General features: G+C 48.3%; 18 protein-coding genes. 9 read left to right on the forward strand and 9 right to left on the reverse strand.

Annotated elements, in window-relative coordinates:
* Positions 1–44 precede the first annotated feature (44 nt).
* Entirely contained in the window at positions 45–1,706 is a 1,662-nt protein-coding gene (gene ettA, locus AADH33_RS12160; RefSeq protein ID WP_100748724.1) for an energy-dependent translational throttle protein EttA, read from the reverse strand.
* 479 nt (positions 1,707–2,185) lie between these two features.
* Here ettA and AADH33_RS12165 point away from each other — a divergent pair, with 479 nt between their 5' ends.
* Both AADH33_RS12165 and AADH33_RS12170 read left to right on the forward strand, forming a co-directional pair.
* Positions 2,186–2,488: a GNAT family N-acetyltransferase gene (locus AADH33_RS12165; protein ID WP_348549046.1), complete on the forward strand. Its 303-nt coding sequence runs from the start codon at positions 2,186–2,188 to the stop codon at positions 2,486–2,488.
* 103 nt (positions 2,489–2,591) lie between these two features.
* Positions 2,592–2,885: a 4a-hydroxytetrahydrobiopterin dehydratase gene (locus tag AADH33_RS12170; protein ID WP_348549047.1), complete on the forward strand. Its 294-nt coding sequence runs from the start codon at positions 2,592–2,594 to the stop codon at positions 2,883–2,885.
* 143 nt (positions 2,886–3,028) lie between these two features.
* Here the strand turns inward: AADH33_RS12170 and AADH33_RS12175 are convergent, their stop codons facing one another.
* On the reverse strand, positions 3,029–3,184 hold the full coding sequence (locus AADH33_RS12175) for a DUF1328 domain-containing protein (RefSeq protein WP_011512513.1): 156 nt from the start codon (positions 3,182–3,184) through the stop codon (positions 3,029–3,031).
* 536 nt (positions 3,185–3,720) lie between these two features.
* On the opposite strand from AADH33_RS12175, the gene AADH33_RS12180 reads away from it, so the two are divergent.
* From AADH33_RS12180 to AADH33_RS12190, 3 genes are all read left to right on the forward strand, one after another.
* The gene (locus tag AADH33_RS12180; protein ID WP_348549048.1) at positions 3,721–5,007 is read left to right on the forward strand and encodes a saccharopine dehydrogenase family protein; all 1,287 of its coding nucleotides are present in this window, start codon (positions 3,721–3,723) and stop codon (positions 5,005–5,007) included.
* A gap of 500 nt (positions 5,008–5,507) precedes the next feature.
* Positions 5,508–6,320 (forward strand): hypothetical protein, encoded by an 813-nt coding sequence (locus AADH33_RS12185; RefSeq protein ID WP_348549049.1) that lies wholly within the window; start codon positions 5,508–5,510, stop codon positions 6,318–6,320.
* A gap of 298 nt (positions 6,321–6,618) precedes the next feature.
* The gene (locus AADH33_RS12190) at positions 6,619–7,143 is read left to right on the forward strand and encodes a hypothetical protein (protein ID WP_348549050.1); all 525 of its coding nucleotides are present in this window, start codon (positions 6,619–6,621) and stop codon (positions 7,141–7,143) included.
* Between the two features lie 171 nt (positions 7,144–7,314).
* On the opposite strand, the gene AADH33_RS12195 is transcribed toward AADH33_RS12190, so the two are convergent.
* Positions 7,315–9,837: a Tex family protein gene (locus AADH33_RS12195; protein WP_348549051.1), complete on the reverse strand. Its 2,523-nt coding sequence runs from the start codon at positions 9,835–9,837 to the stop codon at positions 7,315–7,317.
* A gap of 96 nt (positions 9,838–9,933) precedes the next feature.
* Here AADH33_RS12195 and AADH33_RS12200 point away from each other — a divergent pair, with 96 nt between their 5' ends.
* From AADH33_RS12200 to AADH33_RS12210, 3 genes are all read left to right on the forward strand, one after another.
* Positions 9,934–10,146, forward strand: a complete 213-nt coding sequence (locus AADH33_RS12200) for a hypothetical protein (RefSeq protein ID WP_348549052.1) — start codon at positions 9,934–9,936, stop codon at positions 10,144–10,146.
* 234 nt (positions 10,147–10,380) lie between these two features.
* Positions 10,381–11,139 carry an osmolarity response regulator transcription factor OmpR gene (gene ompR, locus AADH33_RS12205; RefSeq protein WP_075102182.1) on the forward strand — a complete coding sequence of 253 codons (759 nt, stop codon included), beginning with the start codon at positions 10,381–10,383 and terminating at the stop codon, positions 11,137–11,139.
* Positions 11,140–11,218: 79 nt separating this feature from the next.
* Positions 11,219–12,448 (forward strand): CobW family GTP-binding protein, encoded by a 1,230-nt coding sequence (locus tag AADH33_RS12210; RefSeq protein ID WP_348549053.1) that lies wholly within the window; start codon positions 11,219–11,221, stop codon positions 12,446–12,448.
* A gap of 117 nt (positions 12,449–12,565) precedes the next feature.
* On the opposite strand, the gene AADH33_RS12215 is transcribed toward AADH33_RS12210, so the two are convergent.
* The 4 genes from AADH33_RS12215 to ubiG form a co-directional block, all read right to left on the reverse strand.
* Entirely contained in the window at positions 12,566–12,832 is a 267-nt protein-coding gene (locus AADH33_RS12215; protein ID WP_317052924.1) for a DksA/TraR family C4-type zinc finger protein, read from the reverse strand.
* A 184-nt stretch (positions 12,833–13,016) separates the two neighbouring features.
* Complete coding sequence (locus AADH33_RS12220; protein ID WP_201586569.1) at positions 13,017–13,850, reverse strand: YciK family oxidoreductase; 834 nt, start codon at positions 13,848–13,850, stop codon at positions 13,017–13,019.
* Between the two features lie 99 nt (positions 13,851–13,949).
* Entirely contained in the window at positions 13,950–14,660 is a 711-nt protein-coding gene (locus AADH33_RS12225; RefSeq protein ID WP_100748716.1) for an HAD family hydrolase, read from the reverse strand.
* A gap of 55 nt (positions 14,661–14,715) precedes the next feature.
* Positions 14,716–15,564: a bifunctional 2-polyprenyl-6-hydroxyphenol methylase/3-demethylubiquinol 3-O-methyltransferase UbiG gene (ubiG, locus tag AADH33_RS12230; protein ID WP_348549054.1), complete on the reverse strand. Its 849-nt coding sequence runs from the start codon at positions 15,562–15,564 to the stop codon at positions 14,716–14,718.
* Positions 15,565–15,910: 346 nt separating this feature from the next.
* Here ubiG and AADH33_RS12235 point away from each other — a divergent pair, with 346 nt between their 5' ends.
* Entirely contained in the window at positions 15,911–16,531 is a 621-nt protein-coding gene (locus AADH33_RS12235) for a thiol:disulfide interchange protein DsbA/DsbL (protein ID WP_348549055.1), read from the forward strand.
* A gap of 286 nt (positions 16,532–16,817) precedes the next feature.
* Here the strand turns inward: AADH33_RS12235 and yjgA are convergent, their stop codons facing one another.
* Positions 16,818–17,330, reverse strand: a complete 513-nt coding sequence (gene yjgA / locus AADH33_RS12240) for a ribosome biogenesis factor YjgA (RefSeq protein WP_348549056.1) — start codon at positions 17,328–17,330, stop codon at positions 16,818–16,820.
* A 228-nt stretch (positions 17,331–17,558) separates the two neighbouring features.
* Entirely contained in the window at positions 17,559–18,530 is a 972-nt protein-coding gene (gene rapZ / locus AADH33_RS12245; RefSeq protein WP_348549057.1) for an RNase adapter RapZ, read from the reverse strand.
* Positions 18,531–18,652 lie beyond the last annotated feature (122 nt).

Here is an 18,652-nt window from a genome sequence, read left to right on the forward strand (position 1 = left end):
TTTTATTGAGCACTATATTTTATTGGGCACCATAAGCACCGCTCTTAGGTAGAAATCTTTTTATACTTCATACGCTTAGGCGTGGCATCATCACCCATGGTCTTTTTGCGATAGGTTTCAAACTCAGAGTAGTTACCATCGAACCAAACTGGGCCTTCTTCTTCGAACGCCAAGATGTGGGTGGCGATACGGTCAAGGAACCAGCGATCATGCGAGACCACCATGACGGTACCGGGGAATACTTGAATCGCATCCTCTAGCGCACGCAAAGTTTCGATATCCAAGTCGTTTGATGGCTCATCGAGTAGCAATACGTTAGCGCCCTGCTTTAGTGTCTTAGCCAATTGCAAACGGTTACGCTCACCACCTGATAGCTGTCCGACATGCTTTTGCTGGTCTGAGCCTTTGAAGTTAAAGCGGCCAATATAAGCACGGCTTGGGGTCTCATAGTCGCCTACCTTGATGATATCAAGGCCGTCTGATACTTCTTCCCAGACGGTTTTGTTATCGTCCAAGTTGTCACGTACCTGACCGACATACGCCACTTTGACACTCTCGCCCAGCTCGACTGAGCCAGTATCTGGGGTATCACGCTCGGTAATCATGTTAAATAGCGTGGTTTTACCCGCACCGTTTGGCCCGATGATACCGACGATGGCGCCTGCTGGCACGTTAAAGCTGAGGTCTTCATAAAGCAAACGATCGCCAAAAGACTTGGAGATATTGTTGACTTCGATGACCTTGTTACCCAGACGTGGACCAGGTGGAATATAAATCTCAGCGGTTTCGTTACGTTTTTGGAACTCAGTTGAGTTTAGCTCCTCAAAACGCTGCACACGAGATTTGGACTTGGCTTGTTGGCCTTTTTGATTTTTACGAATCCACTCAAGCTCTTTTTTCAGTGCTTTGGCAAAAGACTCTTCTTGCTTTTGCTGCTGCTCAAGACGGTTGTTCTTTTGCTCGAGCCACTCAGTATAGTTACCCTCATAAGGATAGCCATGGCCACGGTCCAGCTCCAAAATCCACTGCGCGACGTTGTCTAAGAAATAACGGTCGTGAGTAATGGCGACGATGGTACCACTGTAGTTTTGTAAGAACTGCTCAAGCCACGCGACAGATTCGGCGTCCAAGTGGTTGGTCGGTTCGTCAAGTAGTAGCATATCAGGGCGTGACAATAGCAGACGGCATAGCGCCACACGGCGTTTTTCACCACCAGATAATTTGCTGACATCTGCATCCCATGGCGGCAGACGTAGCGCATCAGCGGCTTTTTCCAGCTGGGTATTTAGGTTATGAGCGTCCCACGCTTGGATGATGTCTTCCATCTTGCCTTGCTCTTCGGCCAGCTTATCAAAGTCGGCATCGGGCTCTGCGTATTCGGCATAAATCTCATCCAGACGCGCGAGCGCATCTAACGCCTCACGCATACCGTCTTCGACGTTACCACGGACGTCTTTGCTGTCATCAAGCTGTGGCTCCTGCGGTAGGTAACCGACTTTGGTACCTGTTTGCGCGCGCGCCTCACCACTAAACTCAGTATCGACACCTGCCATGATACGTAGCAAGGTAGACTTACCCGCACCGTTGATACCTAGCACACCAATTTTGGCACCAGGGAAAAATGATAGGTTGATGTTTTTTAGAATCTCACGCTTAGGCGGAACAAGTTTTGACACGTTGTTCATCGTGTAAATATATTGAGCCATTAACACTCCGATAGACTGCATAGACAAGGCGTGACAGTCGCACTTTGCACGGATGCTCAGTGGGCTGCGCCTCAAAAATCAGGGTTGTAAATTGTCTGCCATTATCGCATTGTGGCGCATACCCTGCAAGCAAGTAGACGGCTTTCGTGCCTTTTCTGCTAAAGTATTGGATTAATTGGTGAAACAAGCCAACCTTATCGAGTTTTTTGCCGGCCTCAACGAGCCTTAATGATTTTGATAAGGGTAGGCTATCGTAACATTTACCCTATCCACGATTACCCGAAAGGGCTATAAATTTCCTCGCAGACAGCGCATAATAAGGCATAACGTATTTGGGCAGATAATAAATAGACAATGACGCCACCTATCATCGATCGAGAGCCTTTTTATAAGATTCATTGATCGAGGGTTTTCGTATAAAAGCCACTGTCTAAATACCCCCGACCTAAAACAATCTAATAAAACCAATAACGGAGCATATGATGAGTACACAGGATTTTACCGCAGGCAACGCCCCAACCATCACCCACAACGAGTCCGCAAACCGCTTTGAGACCACCATCGACGGTCATACAGGCTATATCAGCTATCAGGAGCGCGGCGACAAACTGGTGTATGACCATACCATCGTACCAAAAGAGCTAGGCGGCCGTGGTCTTGGTACAGCGCTGGTCAAGCATGCTCTCGACTATGCGCGCGCTCATGATAAAAAGGTGGTGCCGCAATGCTCATTTGTCGCCTCATACATCAATAGACGACCTGAGTATCAAGATTTAGTATAAAAAAATTGATATAAAGGATTTGATATAAAAGACTGTTCGCCAGTCAGCTGACGTCATCGTTATTTTTAATAAACCAAACCACATAACAATAAAGGTTATTAATATGAGTAGTTTATCTGACAAACAAATCAACCTACAGTTAGAAGAGCTGGCAGGATGGCAACGTGACGGCAATAGTATCGTCAAGACCTATCACTTTAGCGACTTTGTCGAAGCCATGAGCTTTATGAATCAAGCCGCTTTTCATGCGGAGGCGCTCGAGCATCATCCTGAATGGCGTAATATCTACAATGTGGTAGAAGTGCGCTTGACCAACCACGATACCGGTGGCATCTCAAGCTTGGATATCCGTTTGGCCAAACGCATGGAGCACATCATTCAGCCCAAACGCTTATAAGCGCTATCTGGCAGACAAACACAGCAGCCACAAAAACACAGCAGCCACAAAAAAGTCCTCGATTCAAATCGAGGACTTTTTTTACCAAATACACTCAAGCATCTTGCCTGTATATTTAAATATCTTAGCTTCTTAACTGCCGACTACATACGGCGGCTCACAAATGCGACGATGAACAAAATCACCGCCAATGCCAATAAAATATACGCAAAGTTTGCTGATAAGCCTGCGACACCGCCGAAGCCCAAGAAACTTGCTAACAATGCGATAACGGCAAAAATAATAGCCCAGCGAAACATAATCTTCTCCTTGAATGATAATCGAAACCAGATCGCAGATCTGTCTGCTATCCCTTGTTTTCATACTTATTAATTGTTGTTTTTATACCTATTACAACGGCTTACGACCATAGATTAGCAACATTTGTCGCCAGACAACGTTCATTTTGGTAATAATATCGGTGGATTATGTAACCTTTGTAGCAAATCTTAATACTCGCCAAATCTTGTTTGTGTTTATAAAGATTGTGTGTAGCGACAGTTGGTGTTTTATAAGTCACGCTTTTTTTGTCCATTAAATCTGTTATAACCCCTCATAGTGACCCATTAAAAAAGTGACCCACTAAAAAGCAGCTAGGCACAGTATGGAGGACACGCCCTAATCATCAGCCTTGCTCTCACATTTTTATAGAGAACTGACTGTCGCAACCCAACCATAAAATGACTGTTAGTACTGCACTTGACCAGATGATCATTGAGCAAAAGTTGCTATGATGATGGTAGCTACGATAATGAACGAGCCGCTAAAAACAACCATTCATATAAGGAAGAGAGTTATGGATACCAATACGGATACGACCAATCACACCGCTGCAAACAATACTGAAAAACGACCTTATGCGGTCGTACTCTATGGGGCGACCAGTTTTGTCGGGCAGATCACCGCCCATTACTTGACCCATTTTTTGTCAAATGCCAAAAACAAAGACGGCTCTAATGTCACATGGGCCATCGCCGGCCGTGATGAAGCAAAGCTAAACGACTTGCAGTCCAAACTTGCCAGCAAAGTCGACACCATCATTGCCAATAGTAACGACGCCGCCAGCCTCGATGCGATGACCAAACAAACCCAAGTCATCATCTCAACCGTCGGCCCCTACCTCAAGTACGGCGAGCCACTGATTAAGTCTTGTGCAGAAAATGGCACCGATTACGTCGATCTGACCGGTGAGGCCATCTTTATCAAAGACATGATGGATAAATATCAGGAGGCGGCAAAGCAAAGTGGCGCTCGTATTGTCAACTCCTGTGGGTTTGACTCCATTCCTTCAGATTTGGGGGTTTATTTTACCCAAAAGCAAGCCGAAGAGAGATTTGGTGAGACATGCGATGTCATTCATATGCGCGTCAAGGCGGCAAAAGGTGGGCTGTCTGGCGGCACTATTGCCTCAATGGCAACGATATTTGAAGAAGTCGGAGAAGACAAATCGCGCCGCAAGCAAGTGGCCAACCCTTATTTGCTAAACGATGATAAAGACGCGCCAAACGTACGCCAAGACAACGTCAGTAAACCAAAATATGACAGCGAGCACAAACGCTGGCTTGCGCCCTTTGTCATGGCCAGTATCAATACCCGTATCGTCCATCGTACCAACCAACTGCTCGGCTATGAGTACGGGCGTCAGTTTAAATACGATGAAGCGATGTGGATGAAGGATGGCGTCAAAGGTCAACTATCGAGCTATGCGATGAGCGCAGGCTTATTTGGATTTGCCACAGCGATGATGATCAAACCCAGTCGTGAGCTACTATCTAAGCATGTGCTGCCCAAGTCAGGCTCTGGCCCTTCTAAAGAAGAGCAAGAAAACGGCTACTTCGATATTCGCCTGTTTGGTCAAACCACTGACAACCAGACCATCAATACCAAAGTCACCGGCGATAAAGACCCAGGTTACGGCAGCACTTCGCGTATGTTGGCACAGGCCGCTCTTTGCTTGGCACAAGATACCAGCAAAGACGATGTGGCCGGCGGATTTTGGACGCCAGCCGCCGCGATGGGCGATACCTTACTGTCGCGCTTAGAGGAGCATGCCGGCCTTCGTTTTGAGGTGCTCGATGCCTAACATTATTATCATGGGTAGATGAGGGGCTGCATCACATTCATCCCAGCCGCACTGTACTTATTTTATAGCAGATCGACTATAGTCTCTGACCGTATCTTATTTATAAGGTGCGGTTTTTTATGGCAAAAATTTTTAGAAAATGTAGTGAAACATCAAATGACAAATCTGAGCGGCTGTTAAAAAATACAACTAGTGTACTTTTTTAGTGACAGATGTTGCCTGTTGACGATTTTTTTATACATTATGCTACACATTCCTAGCCTAATGTCACAACCATCTTTTGGTCACTAGCGTAGGATAAAAAAGGTCGCACAACAAAGGTCGTATAACTTTTTGTGCCTTATTTCTAAACATCTTATGAAGAATAAACACCTTATAAATACCGCTCCTGACCACTTAGCTTCTGATAACGCACAGTGAATGGCACATCGTTCATGTTACGTAGCCATGAGACCGATACAAGACAGAGCAAAATCAATAATAATGAAGAGGGAACCACAATGAAATTGCACGTATTAACCGCCGCTGTATTTACTTCAGGCCTTATGATGTTGGCAAGCTCTGCCAATGCAGCTATGACCACCGATAGCCATGGCAACGTTGGCTATGATAGCTATGATGAGTGCGTCAGCGCAGTCAAAGATGGTTCAGCCAAATTTTATACCCCTTATACTTATCAAAACCCCAAGCGCCAAGCTGGTGAAGCCGCCGTCAAACAAATGACGCTAGCAGAAGTGATGATCCCCCAAAGCGTGGTCGATCGCCATAACTTACCTACTAAGGATTACTCTGCAGGAGCCTGTGACTTAGGCGTTGGACAATCAAACGGTCGTTATGGGGTATCGGGCGCGTTAGTCGGCAAATATGTCCCTATCGCTGCTGATATGCCCGTCAACGTCTATATGGACAAAGCTGGCAACCCAGTTCGCTTGAGTATGCAGCAATGTGACAACCATTTTGGCGATAAATTTCCCACACCTATCGTCAGTGAGGCCCCTGCCCCAGAGGCACAAATTGCGGTCAATGAAGCGCGCAGCGTAGAGCCTGTCGTCGTTGAGACAACGCGCGTGATACGTCCAGCCAAATACAGCGTCAAAGAAGTCATCATCGCCCCAGACGATCAGATCAAACGCGTCAACACCACTCAAGGCACGGCAATCGCCATCGAAGATAGTGCCAATCGCGCTGTGATTGTGGGCGAAGAGGCCGATGCCGACGTCCTTGATAACACAGAGATCAACCAAACCTTCCCTGTGGTTCGCGTTCCTGATGCTGACGAGATGCCCCAGGTAACGAAAGAAGTAAATGAATAAAGGATTGGCATATAACCTGTTTTAAATACGCGCTCAAAGCGCCAAAAAGCAAAGACAAGCTTGGATAGACATTGTCGCAAATGTATTACCAATGTTTCATAATGTTACAAGAAAACACCAAGCTGTTAGAACCTTAATGACTTTACTACTGAAATACTGGCCCTAGAGCTGGTATTTTGCGTTTGGGAATAATAACAAGCTCATATCAGCACATAAGGTAGTGACTCAAAGTTCACCATCTTATGCGCGGATTTGTGGTTTTATACATAATCATCTTATTATATTTTGGAGTTTTATCATGAAAAACACGGCTTTATCACTACTTATGGGTGCAACGCTTATCTTACCAACCATGGCGATGGCAGCCCCAGTCAACACAGCAGAGGTGACCCCAGCGGATAAACTGGCCGAACCCGTAGACAATACCTTACAGGCTGAAGTCGAAGGCCCAGATGGTGAGTTACTGGCCACTCAACCTGGCGCTGTAGAAAGTGAAGAGGCAGTCGCTATCACAGATGCAGCAACCATGGAGGTGGCGACTGAGGAAGCTGCTGAAGAAGCGACTGAGGAAGAAAATGATGCAATGGCAGCGGCTGGCATGCAACCTGCGCAAACCGAGCAGCCTGCACCAGCACTCAACATGCAGCACAGTGATGCAAACTATCAGCCACTATTGGCAGGTGAAGGCGCAACCGACGACGAAGCTGCCAACACAGAAATCACATTACAAGAAAAGAAAAAAGACAAGCGTGGTGAGCTACTCGCAACGCAGCCTGCGGATGTCGAGTTTAAAGAAAATCGCCGTATCGCTATCGCACGCTAAGATTTGGGCGCAATAATAGCGTCTCGATAATAGCAGCGCCCCAATTATAGCGTCGCTAACAAACAGCATAAACACAGATGGCATCTTGCCTAGTAAGGCACAATTGATACAAGCGTATGACACAAAAAAGGCAGCTCAATGGCTGCCTTTTTTTATCTTTGATAATACTGATTATTTTTTGCTTTTGGTCACGCCGGCTTCTTGTAGCAGTGCGCCCAAAGTCCCCATTTTGGCTGGTGCGTCGGCTTTTGGAGCCTTGCTGCGGTTAGAGGCACTGTCATTAGCTTGACGATGGTCACGCGGTTTTGTTGCACGTTTATCCGCTGGGCGCTTGTTGTTTGGACGATTGCTGCGCGGACGGCTCGCTTTTTCATCACCACCAGTATTGCGGGTCGCAGGCTTGGCGGCTGGCCGCGCTGATTTTTCTGCTTCAGGCTTCATGCTAAAGCCAATACGGCCGCGTTTTTCGTCGATAGAGATGACACGTACTGAAACGATATCGCCTGGTTTGACACGGTTCATCGGATCAGCGACAAAATCATTGGCCATCTGCGAGATATGTACCAGCCCGTCTTGGTGCACACCGACATCCACAAAACACCCAAAGGCGGTGACGTTGGTGACCACGCCTTCTAGCTGCATGCCTTCGCTTAAGTCTTTAATGCTATTGACGTCTTCACGGAAGTTAGCGGTCTTAAACTCAGGGCGTGGATCACGCGCAGGTTTTGCCAGCTCTTCAATGATGGCTTTTATACTGACATTGTCGTCATTGACCGCCAGTGCTGTGGTATCGATGCTGTTTAACACCCCATCGTTACCCAGTACCTCTGGCAATGCTTTACCGGTTTGCGCCAGCAAGCTATCAACCAGCGCGTAGCTCTCTGGATGGACGCCTGTCGCATCCAGCGAATTGCTGCCGCCGTGGATACGCAAAAACCCTGCCGCTTGCTCAAAGGTCTTGACCCCGAGGCGTGGCACGTTTTTGAGGGCTTCACGGCTATCAAAAGCGCCGTGCTCTTTGCGGTAAGTCACGATTTGCTGAGCGACGTTTTTGTTTAGACCAGCGATATGCGCCAAAATAGCAGGACTGGCGGTATTTACATCAACACCAACGGCGTTCACGCTGTCTTGAGTTACTTTGTCTAGGCTGTCGGCCAATTGGTTTTGGTTGACATCGTGCTGATATTGACCCACGCCAATGGCTTTTGGATCGACCTTGACCAGCTCAGATAGCGGATCTTGCAAGCGACGGGCGATAGAAACCGCACCGCGTACCGAGACATCTAAATTAGCAAGCTCATCACTGGCAAGCTCACTGGCAGAATAAACAGACGCGCCTGACTCATTGACGATCACGGCTTTGGCTTTTAATTCAGCGTTGGCGGCCAAAATCTCTTTGATCATCGCATCGGTTTCGCGGCTCGCCGTACCATTACCGATAGCGACCAAATCAACGTTATAAGTGCTTAATAACTCATCGATAACTTTTTTGGCTTCATCCATCTTATTATCAGGGGCAAACGGATAAACGGTGGCGACGACTGGCTTTTCTTCGCCATCTAGCATGACATGACCTTGGGCATCAACAATCGCCATCTTCACGCCGTGACGGATACCTGGATCGACGCCCAAAATCACCTTGCGGCCAGCAGGTGCAGCCATGAGTAGATGCTGTAAGTTATTGGCAAACACCTCAATCGCATCGGCCTCAGCGGTCAGACGTTTTTCGGTCAATAAACGATGCTCGATATGCGGACGCCATTTATCCTTCCACAGGCTGGTCGCCGCCGCCTGCAAAAACTCACGACGGGCAGCAGGCGCTTTGGCATCGATATCAAAGTGACTGATGATTTTTTCGATAAAGGGAGCGTCTTCGCCATCAATTTTTAGGCCCAAAACGTTTTCTTGGCGGCCACGCAGCATCGCAAGCAAGCGATGATTGGGCAGACGCGCTAGGCTCTCACTGTGCTCAAAGTAGTCTTTGAATTTTTCGCCCACTTCGCGTTTTTCGTCACTGGCGACAGTCGATACGATGCTCGCTGTCTTTGCAAAGCCATTACGCAAGTTATCAAGCAAATCCAGCGCTTGCGTCCATTCATCAACGATGATGGCTTGTACGCCCGCCAGTTGTTTGTCTAGATCACCAAAGTCGACCTCTATCTCGTTACCCTTGTCATCAGAGATACTGGCTGGCGCCTCATAATCTGCCAATGCATCAGTGGGGGTAATCTCTTGGGTCAACAGCGCTTGTGCTGGTACATCCAAACCGGCAGCGCGGGCTTTGGCCGCAGGAGAGCGGCGGCGCGGACGGTATGGCAGATAAATGTCTTCTAGCTCAAGTTTCGATGTCGCATTGTCAATGCGCGCCTGCAGCTCATCTGTCAAGTTGCCTTGCGTGCTGAGCAGCTCAGTGATTTTGAGGCGGCGGCTGGCCATGTCACGCTCATAGTTGAGCGATTTTTCTAGCGCTCGCAGTTGTGCATCGTCAAGATTTTGCGTCTTTTCTTTACGGTAACGGGCAATAAACGGAACTGTCGCGCCCTCATCATAAAGTTTGACAAACGCATTGACTTGAGCAGTCTTAATGCCAAGCGCGCGAGCAAGCTTGTCGTGAATATTCGCGTGTGTGGTTGCATCCAAAACCTGTGTATTTGTCTGGGTTTGAGATGGCGTTAAGGTATCAGTGCTACTCATATACGTATCAATCGTTGAGAAATGTAGTTTTGCATTATAGCAAAAGCTGCATGAATAAAAATCCTTTTTATCTTTTTGCGCTTTTGCCTAGATTTTATGGCCGATATCGCCTTTTATCCTTTCTGTTTCGGCCTTGTTAAACAAACGCATACAGCATTTATCCTGATGGGTGATGCAATTGCTGGTGCAATCTTATACACTAAAGTATCAGCGGCGCAGTTTGGTGGTGTCTTGCAGCGTGAATCTCTAAGTCTGACTATTTTGTATCGCTTACCGCCGCTACATAATCGTATGTACTTCTATATTTAGAAGGCTATAGTCGAACCCAAATAAATCAGATACCTGGCCAGCAAGTCGCTCAATGAAACGGTGTTTTTATATTGGATCGACTATAGGGCATATTAAGAGGGACCTTTGTCGTTAGATAATTTTTTAGACAGTTTTTAATCACAGAGCAAATAATGATAAGGGTGTTGCTCAGCGCAATTTATGCGTGACACCGATAATGAATGTTCATAATAATTTTTATAAGAGGATGCCTGTATGACAGATAATAATAGCCCAGATACTTTGACTCAGCGTATTTTGGTCGTCGATGACGATGCCCGCCTGCGCTCTTTGTTGCAGCGCTTTTTAGAGGACGATGGTTTTGTCGTGCGCACCGCCCATGATGGCAGTCAGATGGATAAGCTGATGCAGCGCGAGTTGTTTTCGTTGGTGGTGCTTGATTTGATGCTTCCTGGTGAGGACGGCATTAGTATCTGTAAGCGCTTGCGTGAGGACAATGCCGACATCCCTATCATCATGCTCACCGCCAAAGGTGGCGACGCTGATCGTATCGCTGGCCTCGAAGCAGGCGCTGATGACTACTTGCCAAAACCCTTTAACCCAAAAGAGCTGCTGGCACGTATCAAAGCGGTACTGCGTCGTCAAAACCGTGAGCTGCCGGGTGCGCCAAGCCATCAACTAGAAGTGGTAGAGTTTGGACCATGGACGCTTGATTTATCAACGCGTACGCTCAAACGCGACGGCAATGTCGTGACTTTGACGACAGGCGAGTTTTCTGTCCTAAAAGCCTTGGTGCAACATCCGCGTGAACCTTTGACTCGTGATAAGCTTATGAATCTGGCACGGGGCCGTGAATGGGGAGCAATGGAGCGCTCTATTGATGTACAGGTCTCACGCCTGCGCCGCTTGATTGAGGACAATCCGTCACAAGCGCGCTATATCCAGACAGTGTGGGGCGTGGGTTATGTGTTTGTACCCGATGAGGCAGAAGCCGAAACCGCCAAGAGTGAATAGCTTTTGACTGATTTAATTTCTTTTAATATAGGCCGTGTTTGGTTACTCACAAACACGTGCCCATATGATGAGCATACCTGTGAAAAACCCAATTATTTTTCAAAACATACCCTGCACCTTAGTGACAGGGTTTTTGGGTGCTGGCAAAACGACCCTCATCAATCACTTACTGACTACCAAACCGACCGAGCAGCGCTGGGCGCTCTTAATCAATGAGTTTGGTCGTATCGGTATTGACGGTACGCTGCTAAAAGGGGCTGATTGGTGGCAGGCGGCGCAAGAGACGATCGCGGTACGGGAGGTCAGCGGCGGCTGTATTTGCTGTACCAGTCAGCTGCCCTTACAAATCGCCATCAGCCGCCTACTCAGTGAGCACAAGCCGCAGCGTTTGCTCATTGAGCCGACCGGACTGGCTCACCCTCGCGAGCTCGTCCAGCAGCTGAGCGAGTCACATTGGCAAACTGCCCTACAGATGCAAGCGGTACTCACCGTCTTAAATGCCATACAATGGCAGCAAGCCAAATATCGTGAGCATGAGGGCTTTGCGGTGCATGTGCAAGAGGCCGATGCACTGATTATCAATCGTTACGACCATCTAAGCGCCGACGAAATACAAGCGCTACAAGCATGGATAGCCACACTGAATCCGCACGCTACTATCATTTGGGCGGCACATGAGCCTGCTGCGGCTGTTAGTCATGACAGCGATCATAGCGATAATCCTGATAACAGCAGCAATGGCAGCAGTGACAAAAATGACGCGCTGCCAGCCTATATCACCATGCTACGCGAGCAGTTAACCAAGCCCAGTCAGGTCTTAAACCGTCAGCATAAGGTTGCGCTTGGGCCATTGGCCAAATCAGTACTTCGCACGCCATTGCAGGGTAACACTCCTGCCGTCTCTGCGTTAGCTGATCCTACCTTGGCTGGCAGTAGCGCCCAAAATAGTACCGATAGCGAGCTGCCTTATCGTTATCACGAGACACAGCAAGACCTGCTCTTGGCCGGTTGGCGACTGCCAGCGCATTATGTGCTGCCCGCAGATACCCTACAAAGTTGGCTGCTGAGGCTACCAAACTGGCAACGCATCAAAGGCGTGGTACACACCTCGGATGGTTGGTTGCAGCTGAACTTCACGCCTGATAGCCTAACTACCCGTACAGTCAGTGCGCAGAGTGATAGCCGCTTGGAGGTCATTTTGCAAGGTACTGACAATGGCAGCAATGATGGCGCTGACCATACGCCTATCGCTATCGACTGGCAACCCTATGATCGTCAGCTTATGGCAATGGTCGTGGCATTAGGGTAGCGAGCCTCTATTTACTTATTGGTCGCTTCTGTATAGCTTCAATACAGGCTACACACAAAAAAAGCCAATACTGTAGAAGTATTGGCTTTTTCAATTCACTCTTATCATGTGTGCCTGCTATCGAAGCTGACTGTCCTTACTGCCGCGCCGATTAAACAGCTCCGTTGCCCGTGCGGTTTGTTCAAGCTCGCTTTGACAGCCGACACAGTGCTGCACACCGGGTACGGCCAGTCGCCGTGCTTGTGGAATCGCATTGCCACACTCATCACAAAACTCAGCGCTTTCACCTTTAGGCATAGCCCGTCGCGCCCGCTCTAGTGCGTCGTTGACCGTTGCATCCATTTGCTCGTGCTCAGCACCATCTCTTGACCACCCACCTGCCATAACGTCATCCTATTTATTATTAATGCTATTTAGCTTTTAAACAACAAAAGCCTTTAATAACAAATAGATGGGGCTGTCTTTATGGATTACAATGCCAGTTAGGGGCGGTTTATGAGGACGCCATCATCAGATATAGACTAAGCACGATGAGACGTGACTGAGCCATTTTTCTTATTGGCGATCGCTAGTCTTTTGGTTGCAACGCGACCACTTGCCCGCGCACGCCGATACTGGCATCACTCATCAAGCAGACATAACCTGCCATGATATCCTCAGGGGTTTTTAGGCTCATGGGGTTTTCTCCTGGGTAGGCATGAGCACGCATGTTGGTACGCGTCCCACCCGGGTTGATACAATTAAAACGTAAATTGGTGGTGTTTTTTGTCTCTTGGGTAAAGATATCGCTCATACCTTCCACTGCCTGCTTGGAGAGCGCATAGGCACCCCAAAACGCGCGCGGATGCGTGCCCACACTACTAGAGGTAAAGACGATAGAGCCATTGTCTGCGTCTTTGAGCAGCGGTAGCAGCGCCTGCGTCAGCATAAATGTCGCCGTACAGTTGACCTTCATCACTTGTGCAAAGGTATCGACGTCATACATCTCAAGCGGTGTCAGCTGCCCAAGCAGACCAGCATTATGCAAGATACCATCTAGCTGGCCGATTTCTTTATCGATCAGCCCCTCTAGCTGCTGCATCTCGGCATAAGTGGCACCCTCTAGGTTCATCGGTAGCATGGCAGGCTGCTTGCCGCCAAAGCTCTCAATCTCATCATAGACATATTCAAGCTTGCTGCTGGTACGTCCGAGCAACAATACAGTCGCGCCATAGCGCGCATAAGTCAAGGCGGCGACCCGCCCGATACCGTCACCTGCTCCTGTCACCAAAATAGTCTTGCCATCCAAGCAGTTGTCAGGGGGTACAAAGCTGCGGATCTCGTCATGTGTCAACGGCTGGGTAAAACCAGCTGTGTCTGTACTGCTCTGCGGTTTGGTTGGCTGATTCGTAGTGTCACTCATGGCATTACTCACTGCTTATTATTAAATAGTTAGGATGCTTAATCGTTATTTCGATAAATGGCTTTTAAGGCTTAGCTTGTAGTGCTTATCTTGTAGAGGCTATAAATAATCGAACTGACCCGAAGACAATAAAAGTTTATTTAATGCTTCAGGCGTCTCAGTAATATAGTCTGCGCCCCATTTTTTTAGGCTTTTTTGGTCTTCAGGCGGGATATAGCCATAAGCGGCCAAAATCGTCGGCATGCCAGCGGCGTTACCGGCTTCGATATCGCGTATATGATCGCCGACATAGAGTACGCAGCCTGCCGCACCGCGCGGAATACCGAGCTTCTCTAAGGCCACATACATCGGCTCGGGATCAGGTTTTGAGCGCGAGACATCGTCGGGGCAGACCAGCACCGCGCAGCGCTCATCTAATTGCATCACACTGAGCAGCTGTTCGGCCAAATAACGCGGCTTATTGGTGACGATACCCCATGGCACGCCTTTTGCCTCCAGTGTGCTCAGCACCTCGTCGAGCGCAGGAAACACGCAGCTATCGACGCAGATGTCTGCTGCGTAATCGTCCAAAAACTGCTGACGAAAGCGTTGCAGCTCTTCATCACTCGCCTGCAGTTGGTCATTATGACGCAGCATCAGCTGCACCATGGCCGAGGCTCCCGCAGAGACCTGCTCTCGAATTTGCCCCTCCGGCGGCGCTTGCCAATCGTTTTCACCGCTCATCTTTGCGATGATGCGGACAAAGTCAGCAGCAGTATCGATTAACGTCCCATCAAGGTCAAATAAAACCGCTTTTACAAATTGGCTCATAATAAATGCTCTTAGTCTAAAAGATAAATGTAGGCAAAATCACTTGAGGACGGCGCTATCGTAGGGGCTTTTGTACCGCCATCATATAATTGACATCGACGTTTTGTGCCAGCCAGTAGCGTTTGGTCAGCGGATTATAATGCAGGCCAATGATGTCTTGGCGTCTAAATCCAGCATGGACAGCCATTTTGTCAAGCTCAGCGGGGGTGATGAACTTGGCATAATCGTGAGTGCCGCGATCAAGCAGACGCAGCACATACTCTGCGCCAATGATGGCAAACAAATAAGACTTGGGATTGCGGTTGATCGTCGATAGCACGCACACCCCGCCTGGTGCCAGCAGCTCAAAACACGCCTGCACAATCGACTGAGGGTCCGGCACATGCTCCAGCATCTCCATGCAGGTCACCACATCGAACTGACCGGCGTGCGTTTTTGCCAGCGTCTCTACAGGGATATGCTGATAGCGCAGCGTGTGCCCAAGGCCACTTTGCTCGGCGTGGAGGGCAGCAGCTTTTAGGTTTTCGGTTCCTAAATCAATGCCTGTGACATCTGCGCCGCGGCGTGCCATTGACTCTGACAATATCCCGCCGCCGCAGCCCACATCCAGCACTTTTTTGCCCGCCAGACCCTGCTCAGCGGTCTTATCAGTGTGCTGCTTATCAACAGAGGGCTGCGCGCTTTGATAGCTGCGTTTGATATTTTCTTCTATCCAGTTGAGGCGTAGCGGGTTGATTTCGTGCAATGTCGCAAAGGCGCCCGTGCTGCTCCACCACTCCCCTGCCAGCTTATTAAATTTATCCACCTCGCTGGCATCCACATTGATGCTGTTAATCTCGGCATCATTGACGCAGCTATCGGTATGCTCATTGGCAGTTGACGAAGAGGCATGGACTGAGCTCATGATATTTCCTTTATTGTCATTATAAGTGTCGTATATGAAGGGATTGTCGTACAACGTCTACAACGCGCACGACGATACACTCAATATTAGCATGAGAGTAGCGGCTTTGTCGTGAGGTACATCGTCACGGATTGTGAGTCATGGCCATCGATTCGCTCACAGCTTTACAACCATTCGTTAAGAATCGGATTCACAAGCGCCTATGTTTTACGTTATCATAGTCGCTACTCTATGGTAGGTCGACCGTACTCGACACTATATCGTTTATACAGCTTTTAGCACTTTTGGCCTGTCTAAGCGGTAAAACCCATCATCACCCTAAGTTTATACATCTCAAGGATAAAGTATGAAACGTGTCATCACACTGACTGGTCTGGCTATGGCTATTGGACTTGCCACTATGGGCGCACAAGCTGCCGACTATGTCGCCGGAAAAGACTATCGCGTGCTCGACAATCCAGAAAAAATCAGCGGTGACGCCATCATTGTTCGTGAGTTTTTTTGGTATGGCTGCCCGCATTGTAACGTCCTCAATCCGCATATGGAAAAGTGGGCAAAAACCAAAGACAAAGATGTCGCGTTCTTTAAAACCCCAGCGGCGCTCAACCCTGTTTGGGAAGCCAACGCCCGCGGTTTTTATGCCGCCCAGCTATTAGGGTTTGAAAACAAAACCCACGACGCTTTGTTTGATGCCATTCATAAAGACGGCAAAAAACTCTTTGACCAAGCATCATTGAGCAAGTGGTATGCGTCAAAAGGCGTGGATGAAAAGAAATTTAACAGCCTATACAACTCGTTTGCCGTCGGCACAAAAATCGGCCGCTCACAAGCTGGCGCAAAGCTTTATCAGCTCTCAGGGGTACCAGCAGTCGTGGTACAAGGCAAATACGTCGTCACCGGTGAAAGCGCCAAAGTACCCAAGGTCGTTGACTATTTGGTCGACAAAGCGCGCGCTGAAAAGAAATAAACCCAGCCCTTTAACCGAGCGCTTCGGTCTTATCGCAGCCTCGGGCATATCGTGATAGTAAGCTCATAGATAAAAGCCAATCATTTGATGATTGGCTTTTTTGTTTGTTTACGTTTATAGCATTGATATAGTCGATTCTAAATAAAACAGATACATTGTATGTCAACGTGAGACTGGTATAAGTTTTTCTTGCGTGCTGTGCCTACGCCGATAGAGGCTGCGTAAAACTCATCCCAGTCCCACTGTATCGTTTTTATACTGAAATCACTATAGCGACGCTGGGCAGTTATTTTTTGAGCTGCGACAAGATGGCCACTTCTCGTATATAACTGGCCAAATCGGCTTCTGATTCTGCTAGTAGCTCATCATCTTGCATGTGTTTGGCGTACTCAATCCATAACAACAGCTGATACATGCTGTTGCGCTCAGAAGCTTTGTATTGTTTGACAAACTGCTTTAGCGTGCCTTCGTCATTGATATTGAGGCGATCATACCAGCTCTCGATTTTGGAGACATGCTCTTTTGGAAAATAGGCATCAAACAGCGCTTTGACAAGCTCATGGCGGTTTTCTTCGCCGATAAGCTTACCCACACGCTTAGTCTGACGATTGCGCGCATTGGCGCTGGTGATATCCGCCAACGCCATCAGCTCAGCCATAAAATAATCACTGGCTGGCAGTTTTTTTAGCTGTTTTTTCGACAAGCTTGCAAGCGGTATGGATAACTGCTGCAAGCGCTCATGAGCTTTTTTGAGTTCTGTGCGCGAGACGCGCATATCCTGTTCTGACCAGTCAATCATAAAAGCGTTCCGAAGTGATGAATAGTAAAATAATAAAATGCACGTCTGCTGGGGCGTGTCTTTATTGCAAAAATGGTGATAAAAATGAGCTACATTGCGGTCAAACAAGGAAAATAGCGCCGTTAATATCGGGATATAAACCCGCTATTTGACGATGTTTGGCAAAATTTGGCCATTTTTAGCCCATTTAGACAACTATCGAGTGAATTGAAGACACGCCCTAGGGGTTTACCACCGGCTTTTTTCGCGGTGCTTGGCCAACACCTTGACCCCTGCTGGCATAGTCTGTGCCAAACGGCGCTGCAAAGCATCTGTAATAAACACCGAACGATGCTTGCCGCCTGTACAGCCAATCGCTACCGTCACGGTATGACGGTTGTTGTGCAAAAACTCAGGCAGCCAGCGCGTCAAAAACTGCTCGATATCGTCCGTCATTTCTGCCACTTCTGGATAATCGGCAAAAAATGTGGCGACCTCTGCATTTAGACCAGTCGCCGCTCGCAGCTCAGGGTTCCAATGCGGGTTTGGCAACACCCTCACATCAAAGACAAAATCGGCATCGATAGGGCTGCCATACTTAAACCCAAAAGACAAAAGATTGATAACAATCTGATTGTCCATGCCGATATGCGCACGTAAGCTGTCTTTTAACTGATGGATATTTAAGCTGCTGGTATCGATTCTGATATCAGCGTGACCTGCTATCGGCTCTAGCAGCTCTATTTCTCTTTTGATGGCCGCTGGCAGGTTAAAGGCGATATGACGGGCGTTATCACTGTCCACATCTTGCGACATCAGCGGATGGACACGGCGAGTGGCATTGAACCGCGCGATCAAAGTATGCTCTTGCGCGGTGACATAAACGACTTTTACCGCCTGCTTGCCATACGTTGTTTTTAGCGCCTCATAAGTCTCTGCAAAGTTAGACAAATCAGCGCGCGGTGTGCGAATATCGACCCCAAGGGCGATACGGCGTATACCGCTTTCTCTCACCAGCTTATGAGCTGCCTGTGGCACCAAAGACAAAGGCAAATTATCGATAGAATAATACCCAAGATCCTCTAAGATATTGAGCACTGATGTTTTGCCAGAGCCTGAGCGACCTGAGACGACAAGGATGCTAAGTGCATCTGCGGCGGCTGACCGTCGCACTTGCTCCAAAGCCTGCTCAGACGGCTGATTGCTATTATGTTGATCCATGTCCATCACCCACCTGTCCTAGGTTATCCAAGCCATACATACCAAACCACGCTACTCAGCCATCATAAAAGCGGTCTTGCTTTTGCCACAGAGCGGCTATGGCAATTGTTGTCGGTAGTTGA

The organism is Psychrobacter sp. KFRI-CH2-11 (genome assembly GCF_038239325.1).
Lineage (GTDB): Bacteria > Pseudomonadota > Gammaproteobacteria > Pseudomonadales > Moraxellaceae > Psychrobacter > Psychrobacter celer.